Below are 9,250 nucleotides of genomic sequence, written 5' to 3' on the forward strand. Positions count from 1 at the left end.
TGAAGCCATGACTCTGCTCCTGACCACCCTGGGCGGGGTGCTGCTCGATCTGTGCTGCGGCGAGCCGAAGCGCTGGCATCCGCTGGTCGCCTTCGGCCGGCTGGCGCAGCGCCTGGAGCGGCGCTTCAACGGGCCCGGCGGCGAGACGGGCGCCGAGGTCGGCCGCGGCGGACGTAGCCAAGGCGGGCGCATCCAAGGTGTAGCCGCCTGGTGCCTGGCGGTGCTGCCGCTGACCCTGGCGGCCTGGCTGCTCGGCCGCCTGCCGGGGCTCGGCGCGCTGGTGGATATGCTCGCCCTGTACGCCGCCGTCGGCCTGCGCAGCCTGTTCGAGCACGCCCGGCCGGTGGCCCGGGCCCTGCGCCTGGGCGATCTGCCCGAGGCGCGCCGGCGGGTCGGCTACATCGTCAGCCGCGACACCACGCAGCTGGATGCCTCCGGCGTGGCCCGCGCCGCCACCGAGTCGGTGCTGGAGAACGGCAGCGACGCGGTGTTCGCCGCGCTGTTCTGGTTCGTCCTGCTCGGCGCGCCGGGCGTGGTGCTGTACCGCCTGAGCAACACCCTGGACGCCATGTGGGGCTATCGCAACGCCCGCTTCGAGCGCTTCGGCTGGGCCGCGGCGCGCATCGACGACGCGCTCAACTACCTGCCGGCGCGCCTGGTGGCGCTGACCTACGCGCTGCTCGGCCGCAGCGGCCGGGCGCTGGCCTGCTGGCGCGCCCAGGCGCCGCTCTGGGACAGCCCCAACGCCGGGCCGGTGATGGCTGCCGGCGCCGGCGCCCTGGGCGTGAGCCTGGGCGGGCCGGCGGTGTACCACGGCGAAATCCACCAGCGCCCGCAGCTCGGCGAAGGCGAACCGGCCGGGGCGCGGGACATCGAGCGGGCGCTGAGCCTGGTGGGGCGCGGCGTCGCCCTGTGGCTGGGGCTGCTCGCGCTCGGGAGTCTGCTCGATGCTTGAACACGGCGGACGACTGCACGCGGCGGCGCGGGACTACGGCATCCCACTGGGCGACTGGCTGGATCTCTCCACCGGCCTCGCCCCCGAGCCCTGGCCGCTGCCGGCAATTCCCGCCGCGGCCTGGGCGCGCCTGCCGGAGGAGGACGACGGCCTGGAGCCGGCCGCCTGCGCCTGCTATGGCGCCGCCCGGGCCCTGCCGGTGGCCGGCAGCCAGGCGGCGATCCAGGCCCTGCCCGAGCTGTTCGCGCCGCGCCGGGTCGGCGTTCTGGCGCCCAGCTATGCCGAGCACGCCCACGCCTGGCGCCGCGCCGGGCACGAGCTGGTCGCCCTGGCCGCGGAGGACATAGAGGCGCGCCTCGACGACCTCGACCTGCTGGTGCTGGCCAATCCCAACAACCCCACGGGACGGCGCTTCGCCGCGGAAACCCTGCTCGACTGGCACGCCCGGCTGGCCCGGCGCGGCGGCAGCCTGCTGGTGGACGAGGCCTTCATGGACTGCACCCCGCAGTACAGCCTGGCCACCCATAGCCACCAGCCGGGGCTGATCGTGCTGCGCTCGTTCGGCAAGTTCTTCGGCCTGGCCGGCATCCGCCTGGGCTTCGTGCTGGCCGAGGCGTCCTTGCTGGCGCGCCTGCGCGAGCACCTCGGCCCCTGGACGGTGAGCGGCCCGGCCCGCGCCCTCGGGCGGCAGGCACTCGGTCCGGCCGGCCGCGAGGCGCGCGAACGGCGCGCCGGGCAACTGCAGGCAGCAGGCGAGCGGCTGGCGGCGCTGCTCTCGGCCCACGGTCTGACGCCGGACGGCGGCACCGCGCTGTTCCAGTGGGTGCGCACGGCGGATGCCGCCCGGCTGCACGATTTTTTCGCCCGCCAAGGCATTCTCGTGCGCCTGTTCGCGACGCCCGCCAGCCTGCGCTTCGGCCTGCCCGGCTGCGAGGAGGGCTGGCAGCGGCTGGAGGCGGCGCTGGCCGATCCGGCACGGCCCCGGGCGGGGCTGATCGCAGACGAATCCGCCCCTACCACAAGCAAGGAGTTTCCATGACCACCCTGATGGTGCAGGGCACCACCTCCGATGCCGGCAAGAGCACCCTGGTGACCGCATTGTGCCGTTGGCTGGCCCGCCATGGCGTCGCCGTGGCGCCGTTCAAGCCGCAGAACATGGCGCTGAACAGCGCGGTGACGGCAGACGGCGGCGAGATCGGCCGGGCCCAGGCGGTGCAGGCGCAGGCCTGCGGGCTGGCCGCGCACACCGACATGAACCCGGTGCTGCTCAAGCCCAACAGCGACACCGGCGCCCAGGTGATCGTCCACGGCCGCGCGGTGGGCAACATGCACGCGGTCGCCTACCACGACTACAAGCGCATCGCCCTGCAGGCGGTGCTGGAGTCGCACGGCCGCCTGCGCGAACGCTACGCCGTGGTGATGGTCGAGGGGGCCGGCTCGCCGGCGGAGATCAACCTGCGCGAGGGCGACATCGCCAACATGGGCTTCGCCGAGGCGGTCGACTGCCCGGTGATTCTGGTCGCCGACATCGACAAGGGCGGCGTGTTCGCCCATCTGGTCGGCACCCTCGAACTGCTCTCCGCGAGCGAGCAGGCGCGGGTCCGGGGCTTCGTGATCAACCGCTTCCGCGGCGACATCGCCCTGCTGCAGTCCGGCCTCGACTGGCTGGAGGCGCGCACCGGCAAGCCGGTGCTGGGCGTCTTGCCCTACCTGCACGACCTGCACCTGGAAGCTGAGGACGCCATCGACCGCCGTCAGGGCGAGAAGGCCGGCGAGCGCCTGAAGGTGGCGGTGCCGGTGCTGCCGCGGATCAGCAACCACACCGACTTCGACCCGTTGCGCCTGCACCCGCAGGTGGAACTGAGCTTCGTCGGCCCCGGCCAAGCCATCCCGCCGGCCGATCTGATCGTGCTGCCCGGCTCGAAGAGCGTGCGCGCCGATCTGGCCTTCCTGCGCGAGCAGGGCTGGGAGGCGGCGATCCAGCGCCACCTGCGCTACGGCGGCAAGCTCATCGGCATCTGCGGTGGGCTGCAGATGCTCGGTCGCTCCATCGCCGACCCGCTCGGCCTGGAGGGCGCGCCGGGCAGTAGCCAGGGCCTCGGCCTGCTGGAGATCGACACCGTGCTGGAGGCCCAGAAGCAGCTGCGCAACGTGCGCGGCCGCCTGGCGCTGGAGGAGGCCGAGGTCGCCGGCTACGAGATCCACGCCGGGGTCAGCTGCGGCGCCGGGCTGAAGTCTCCGGCGGTGCGCCTCGACGACGGCCGCGGCGACGGCGCCCTCAGCGCCGACGGTCAGGTGTTCGGCACCTACCTACACGGCCTGTTCGAAACGCCGGCGGCCTGCGCCGCGCTGCTGCGCTGGGCCGGCCTGAGCGAGGTGGTCAGCCCCGACTACCAGGCCCTGCGCGAGCGCGACATCGAGCGCCTGGCCGATCTGGTCGAGGCCCATCTGGACGCGGCGAGGCTGCGCGCGCTGTGCGGGCTGTCGGCATGAGTCCGGCGGCGCCGTCCTGCGAAAACCCATCATCCGCTTCACTGATCGAGATCCCTCACCATGCTTGAACTGATCCTCGGCGGCGCCCGCTCCGGCAAGAGCCGGCTGGCCGAACGACTGGCCCGCGAGTCGGGCCTCGCGGTCTGCTACGTCGCCACCAGCCAGGCGCTGGACGACGAGATGGCCGAGCGCATCGCCCAGCACCGCGCACGCCGGCCGGCCGAGTGGGCGCTGGTCGAGGAACCCCTGGCGCTGGCCCGGGTGCTGCGTGAGCAGGCCGCGCCCGGACGCTGCCTGCTGGTGGACTGCCTGACCCTGTGGCTGACCAACCTGCTGCTGGCCGACGACCCCCAGCGCCTGGCGCAGGAGCGCGAGGCGCTGCTGGAGTGCCTGGCCGAGTTGCCCGGACGGGTCATCCTGGTCAGCAACGAGACCGGCCTCGGCGTGGTGCCGCTGGGCGAACTCAGCCGGCGCTACGTGGACGAGGCCGGCTGGCTGCATCAGGCCCTGGCCGAACGCTGCCGGCGGGTGCTGTTCTGCGTCGCCGGCTTGCCCATGACCCTCAAGGGAGACCCGCTATGAACCCGAACTGGTGGCAGAACCCCGCCCGCACCCCGGACGCCGCCGCCGGCGAACGGGCCCGTGCCCGCCAGCAGCAGCTGACCAAGCCGCGCGGCTCCCTCGGCCGGCTGGAGCAGCTGGCCATCGACCTGGCCGCCCTGCAGGGGCGCGAACGGCCGGGCGTCGAGGCGCCGTGGATCGCCATCTTCGCCGGCGACCACGGGGTCGCCGCGGAGGGCGTGTCGCCCTATCCGCAGGCGGTGACCGGGCAGATGCTGCGCAACTTCGCCGCCGGCGGCGCGGCCATCGCCGTCCTCGCCCGCCAGCTGGGCGCCGAGCTGGAACTGATCGACCTGGGCTGCGCCGTGCCGCTCGATCCGCCGATCGCCGGGCTGCGCCAGCTGCACCTCGGCCCGGGCACGGCGAACTTCGTCGAGGCGCCGGCGATGACCGAGGCCCAGCTGCACGGCGCCCTGGAGGCCGGCCGCGACAGCGTTACGCGGGCCCTGGCGGCCGGCGCGCAGCTGTATATCGGCGGCGAGATGGGCATCGCCAACACCACGGCCGCCAGCGCCCTGGCCTGCGCGCTGCTGGACTGCCCGCTGGCGGCGCTGGTCGGCCCGGGCACCGGCCTGGACGCCGCCGGCGTGGCGCGCAAGGCGACGGTGATCGAACGGGCCGTGGCACTGCACGGTGGGCATGCCGGCGAGCCGCTGGAGCTGCTGCGCCGCCTGGGCGGCTTCGAGATCGCCGCGCTCGCCGGAGCCTACCTGGCCTGCGCCCAGCAGGGCCTGGCGGCGCTGGTGGACGGCTTCATCTGCAGCGTGGCGGCGCTGCTCGCCGTACGCCTGAACCCGTCCTGCCGCGACTGGCTGCTGTTCGCCCACCGCGGCGCCGAGCCGGGGCACCGGCACGTCCTCGAGGCGCTCGCGGCCGAGCCGCTGCTGGAGCTCGGCCTGCGTTTGGGCGAGGGCAGCGGCGCGGCGCTGGCGGTGCCGCTGCTGCAGCTGGCCTGCCGCCTGCACGGCGAGATGGCCACCTTCGCCGAGGCGGCCGTGGCGGATGCCGGACGATGAGCCTGCATCTGGATCTGCTGCGCCACGGCGAGACTGAGCGCGGCGGCGGTTTCCGCGGCAGCCTGGACGATGCCCTGACGCCCCGCGGCTGGGCGCAGATGCGCGCGGCGACGGCGCAGGCCGGCCCCTGGGACCTGCTGGTCAGCTCGCCGCTGGCGCGCTGCGCCGCCTTCGCCGCCGAGCTGTCCGGGCGTCTCGACGTTCCGCTGGCGCTGGAGGCGGATCTGCGCGAGCTGCATTTCGGCGCCTGGGAAGGGCGCAGTGCCGCCGAGCTGATGGCCGAGGACGACGGCGCGGCGCTGGGGCGCTTCTGGGCCGATCCCTACGCCTTCACCCCGCCGGACGGCGAGCCGCTGGCCGCGTTCGAGGCCCGTGTGCTGGATGCCGTCGAGGCGCTGCGGCGGCGCCATGCCGGCCAGCGCCTGCTGCTGGTTACCCATGGCGGGGTGATGCGCCTGCTGCTGGCGCGGACCCGGGGCCTGGCGCGCGGACAGCTGCTGCAGGTGGAGGTGGGCCACGGCGCGCTGCACCGGCTGCGCCTGGCCGAAACCGGCGAATGGGAGGAAATCCGCACATGCCCCTGACGTTGCTGATCGCCCTGCAGTTCCTCACCCGCCTGCCGATCCGCCTGCCGGGCATGCCGTCGCCGCAGCAGCAGGCCCGCTCGCTGCTCTGGTATCCGGCGGTGGGGCTGTTGCTCGGTGCCGCACTGGTTCTGCTGCAGCGTCTGCTCGGCGAGGCGCCGGCGGCCCTGCAGGCGGCGCTGCTGCTGGCGCTCTGGGTATCCGCCAGCGGCGCGCTGCATCTGGACGGCCTGGCCGACACGGCGGACGCCTGGGTCGGCGGCCTGGGCGACCGCGAACGCACCCTGGCGATCATGAAGGACCCGCGCAGCGGGCCGATGGCCGTGGTGGCGCTGGTTCTGCTGTTGCTGCTGAAATTCGTCGCGCTGCTGGCGCTGGTCGAGCGGGGCGAGGCCTCGGGCCTGCTGCTGGCCCCGCTGCTCGGTCGCACGGCGCTGCTGGCGCTGTTCTTCTCCACGCCCTACGTGCGCCCCAACGGCCTGGGCCGGGGGCTCGCCGAGCACCTGCCGCGGCCGGCGGCCCGCACGGTGCTGCTGGCCGTGGCGCTGGCCTGCCCGCTGCTGTTCGGCTCAGCCGGCGTGCGGGCCCTGGCCGTCGCCGTGCCCCTGTTCCTCTACCTGCGGCATTGCCTGCGGGCGCGCCTGGGCGGCACCACCGGCGACACCGCCGGGGCGCTGCTGGAAGTGCTGGAGTGCGCGGTGCTGGTGGCGCTGGCCCTGTGAGGCGCCCGCCGCTCAGCTCGCCTGACTGACCGCCTCGCATTCGTCGGCGCAGTGCTGGCAGGTCTGCGCGCACTCCTGGCAATGGGGCAGGGCGTGCTCCAGGCATTCCTCGGCGCAGGCCATGCAGAGGCGGGCGCAGAGCCCGCAGAGGGCGCCGGCCCAGGCGCTCTCCCGGGTCATCAGCAGGGCGGTCAGGCGGCAGACGTCGGCGCAGTCGTTGCAGAGCGCGATGCAGCGCTGCAGGCTCGTGGAGCTGGCGGCCTTCGCGCAGGCGCCAGCGCAGTCGTCGCAGGCAACGGCGCAGGCACTGCAGGCGCGAATGCAGCTTGCGTAGTCGACAAGGGTCATGGGCGGTTACCGAAAGGGTGGGTGCCTGGGATTGACCCGGATGCCCGGGCCGGATTCCGCGGCAGTCGATGGATGGTCGTACGCTCGTTCAGAACCGGTAGTTCAGCTGCGCACCGAAGGTGTTGACGTCGTTCTCGTAGCGCGCGGCGTAGCCGCCCTGGGCCGGATGCTCGCGGGCGCTGCGGGCGACTTTGGCGTCCCGTTCGTGGACGTAGAGATAGGCCAGGTCCAGGCTCAGGTCCGGAAGCGGCGTCCAGGCCAGCCCGGCGCCGAACAGCTGGCGGTCGTCGTTGGGGATGCGCGGCGAGCGGTACTGGTTGCGGATCGGCGTCTGGTCGAGGGCGAAGCCGGCGCGCAGCGTCCATTTCTCCCCCAGCCGGTAGGCCGCGCCGATAGCGTGGAGCCAGCTGTCGTGCCAGTTCTGTTCCTCGCGCAGCGTGCCCAGGCTGGCGGCGAACGGGGCGCCGACGCCGCGGTTTTCCACGGTGATGTCCTCCTGGCGGCTCCAGTTGGTCCAGGTGGAGCCGGCGTACAGGGCCAGCCGCTCGCCGGCCTGCCAGGTCAGCGACAGTTCGAGGGACTCCGGCGTGGTCAGGTCCAGCCGGGCGCGGTACTTCCCGGCCGCCGCGCCGAGCACCGGGCCGGGGCCCTCGACCCGGGTGTGGCCGTCCAGGTGGTAGACGACCCGGGAGTGATAGGTCAGCCCGACGCGCGCCTCGGGAGTGATTTCGTAGAGCACGCCGAGGTTGTAGCCCACGCCGAAATCGTCGCCCTCGATTCGGAGCCGCCCGTCGTTGCGCCCGGGCGAGAGCGGATTGAGCAGCGCGGAGCCGAGCTCGCCGTGGATGCGGTTGAAGGTGGGGCCGAAGCCGATGGACAGCCGCTCGCCCAGCCGCAGGCTCAGGGTCGGCTGCAGGCTGTAGGCCTTGACCTCGCTGCGGTCGGCGTAATAGCGCCCCTGGTAGCCGCGTTCGTAATCGGTGACCAGGCCGAAGGGGACGTAGACGCCCACGCCGAAGGTCCAGCGCTCGTTCAGCGGCCGCACGTAGTAGCCGAAGGGCACGGCGCTGAAGGGAACCATGTCGCCGTCGTTGCTGCCGGGGAAGGAGCCGCCGGCCCCGTCGATGTCGCTGCGGGCGTCGATCAGGGCGAAGCCGCCGGCGACCTGTTCGCGCTCCAGGCGGGACATGCCGGCCGGGTTGCCGAACAGGGTGGTGGCGTCCTCGGCCGCCGAGGAGCGGCCGGCGAAGGCGGTGCCCATGGCGCTGACACTCTGTTCGTTGAGGGCATAGCCGCTGGCCAGGACGGGCGCGGGGACGGCGCAGGCGGCGAAGAGCAGCAGCGCAATGCCGGAGCGCGGGTGCCGGGGCGGAATCTCCGCCCGGCGGCACGGGCGAGGGGCGACGCGGGCGGCACTGTCCATGAGGACCTCGCACGGGAAGGCGACCGTGGCATCCGGTCGGGAGACTTCGTCGGTGCAAGTCTAGTGCGTCGGCGCCGCCAGCGAGGCTGGCTTGCTGCCAGCGCTGCGGCAGTGGGGGAGGTTCAGTCCCCGGTGGCGACCGGCCGCGAGGGATCGGTCAGCCACTCGCTCCAGGAGCCGGCGTAGAGCGGCGCCAGCGGGTTGCCGGCGAGGCTCAGGGCGAACAGGTTGTGGCAGGCGGTGACGCCCGAGCCGCAGTAGGCCACCAGCCGCTCCGCGGGGCGACCGTCGAGGAGGCCGGCGAAGCGCCTCCGCAGCTGCTCGCGGGGCAGGAAGCGGCCGTCGGCGCCGAGGTTGTCGGTGAAGGCGGCGCAGCGCGCGCCGGGGATGTGTCCGGCGACCGGGTCGAGGGGCTCCACCTCGCCGCGGAAGCGGGGCAGGGCGCGGGCGTCGATCAGGGTCAGCTGCGGATCGTCCAGGCGCCGGCGCAGCGCTTCGGCGTCCACCAGCAGGCCCGGGTCCGGCCGGCCGCCGAAGTGGCCGGGGACGACCGCCGGGCGCTCCGCGCTGAGCGGCAGGTCCGCCGCCCGCCAGGCCTTCAGGCCGCCGTCGAGGAGGAACACGCCGTCGCGCTTGCCGAGCCAGGCCAGCAGCCACCAGGCGCGCGCGGCGAAGGCGCCGGGGCCGTCGTCGTAGAGCACCACTTGGCTATCGTCGTCGATGCCCCAGGCGCGCAGGCGTTCGACCAGCCGGGCCGGGTCGGGCAGCGGGTGGCGGCCGGTCACGCCTTTCTGAACGGGGCCGGAGAGGTCGCGCTCCAGGTCGGCGTAGCGGGCGCTGGGAATGTGCCCCTGCTCGTAGTGCAGGGCGCCGTAGGCCGGGTCTTCCAGGGCGAAGCGGCAGTCGAGGATGCGCAGGTCGGGCTGGTCGAGACGGGCCGCCAGTTCGGCGGCGCTGAGCAGTTGCGCGTGGGACATGAGGGGCTCCAGGACGATGGGGAAGCCGCCAGTCTGCAACCTGGCGCGGCAAAGTCCAAGCCGGCCGCCGGCCGCCGGCATCCGTCGCCGGCGACGAGCTACGGCCGCGCG

10 protein-coding genes are annotated in these 9,250 nt (G+C 73.9%); 7 read left to right on the plus strand and 3 right to left on the minus strand.

Annotated features, from left to right (window positions below; translation table 11 throughout):
* Positions 1–7: 7 nt before the first annotated feature.
* The 7 genes from cbiB to ACFOJE_RS20105 are packed head-to-tail and all read left to right on the plus strand — an operon-like array spanning position 8 to position 6,391.
* Complete coding sequence (cbiB, locus tag ACFOJE_RS20075; protein ID WP_377816738.1) at positions 8–955, plus strand: adenosylcobinamide-phosphate synthase CbiB; 948 nt, start codon at positions 8–10, stop codon at positions 953–955.
* On the plus strand, positions 948–1,994 hold the full coding sequence (gene cobD, locus ACFOJE_RS20080; protein WP_377816739.1) for a threonine-phosphate decarboxylase CobD: 1,047 nt from the start codon (positions 948–950) through the stop codon (positions 1,992–1,994). Before cbiB ends, cobD begins: the two co-directional genes overlap by 8 nt.
* Positions 1,991–3,448 carry a cobyric acid synthase gene (locus ACFOJE_RS20085; RefSeq protein ID WP_377816740.1) on the plus strand — a complete coding sequence of 486 codons (1,458 nt, stop codon included), beginning with the start codon at positions 1,991–1,993 and terminating at the stop codon, positions 3,446–3,448. The genes cobD and ACFOJE_RS20085 overlap by 4 nt, the downstream gene beginning before the upstream one ends.
* Positions 3,449–3,508: 60 nt before the next feature.
* Positions 3,509–4,030 carry a bifunctional adenosylcobinamide kinase/adenosylcobinamide-phosphate guanylyltransferase gene (cobU, locus tag ACFOJE_RS20090; protein ID WP_377816742.1) on the plus strand — a complete coding sequence of 174 codons (522 nt, stop codon included), beginning with the start codon at positions 3,509–3,511 and terminating at the stop codon, positions 4,028–4,030.
* Complete coding sequence (gene cobT, locus ACFOJE_RS20095) at positions 4,027–5,085, plus strand: nicotinate-nucleotide--dimethylbenzimidazole phosphoribosyltransferase (RefSeq protein WP_377816743.1); 1,059 nt, start codon at positions 4,027–4,029, stop codon at positions 5,083–5,085. The genes cobU and cobT overlap by 4 nt, the downstream gene beginning before the upstream one ends.
* Positions 5,082–5,669 carry an alpha-ribazole phosphatase family protein gene (gene cobC / locus ACFOJE_RS20100; protein WP_377816744.1) on the plus strand — a complete coding sequence of 196 codons (588 nt, stop codon included), beginning with the start codon at positions 5,082–5,084 and terminating at the stop codon, positions 5,667–5,669. Before cobT ends, cobC begins: the two co-directional genes overlap by 4 nt.
* On the plus strand, positions 5,660–6,391 hold the full coding sequence (locus tag ACFOJE_RS20105; protein WP_377816745.1) for an adenosylcobinamide-GDP ribazoletransferase: 732 nt from the start codon (positions 5,660–5,662) through the stop codon (positions 6,389–6,391). Before cobC ends, ACFOJE_RS20105 begins: the two co-directional genes overlap by 10 nt.
* 12 nt (positions 6,392–6,403) lie before the next feature.
* Here ACFOJE_RS20105 and ACFOJE_RS20110 read toward each other — a convergent pair whose 3' ends face one another.
* The 3 genes from ACFOJE_RS20110 to ACFOJE_RS20120 form a co-directional block, all read right to left on the minus strand.
* Positions 6,404–6,739 (minus strand): four-helix bundle copper-binding protein, encoded by a 336-nt coding sequence (locus ACFOJE_RS20110; RefSeq protein WP_377816746.1) that lies wholly within the window; start codon positions 6,737–6,739, stop codon positions 6,404–6,406.
* Between the two features lie 88 nt (positions 6,740–6,827).
* On the minus strand, positions 6,828–8,162 hold the full coding sequence (locus ACFOJE_RS20115; RefSeq protein WP_377816747.1) for an OmpP1/FadL family transporter: 1,335 nt from the start codon (positions 8,160–8,162) through the stop codon (positions 6,828–6,830).
* A gap of 122 nt (positions 8,163–8,284) precedes the next feature.
* Positions 8,285–9,139, minus strand: a complete 855-nt coding sequence (locus tag ACFOJE_RS20120) for a sulfurtransferase (RefSeq protein WP_377816748.1) — start codon at positions 9,137–9,139, stop codon at positions 8,285–8,287.
* Positions 9,140–9,250: the final 111 nt, after the last annotated feature.

Origin of the sequence: Azotobacter bryophylli (genome assembly GCF_042643485.1) — a bacterium.
Classification (GTDB): Bacteria; Pseudomonadota; Gammaproteobacteria; order Pseudomonadales; family Pseudomonadaceae; genus Azotobacter; species Azotobacter bryophylli.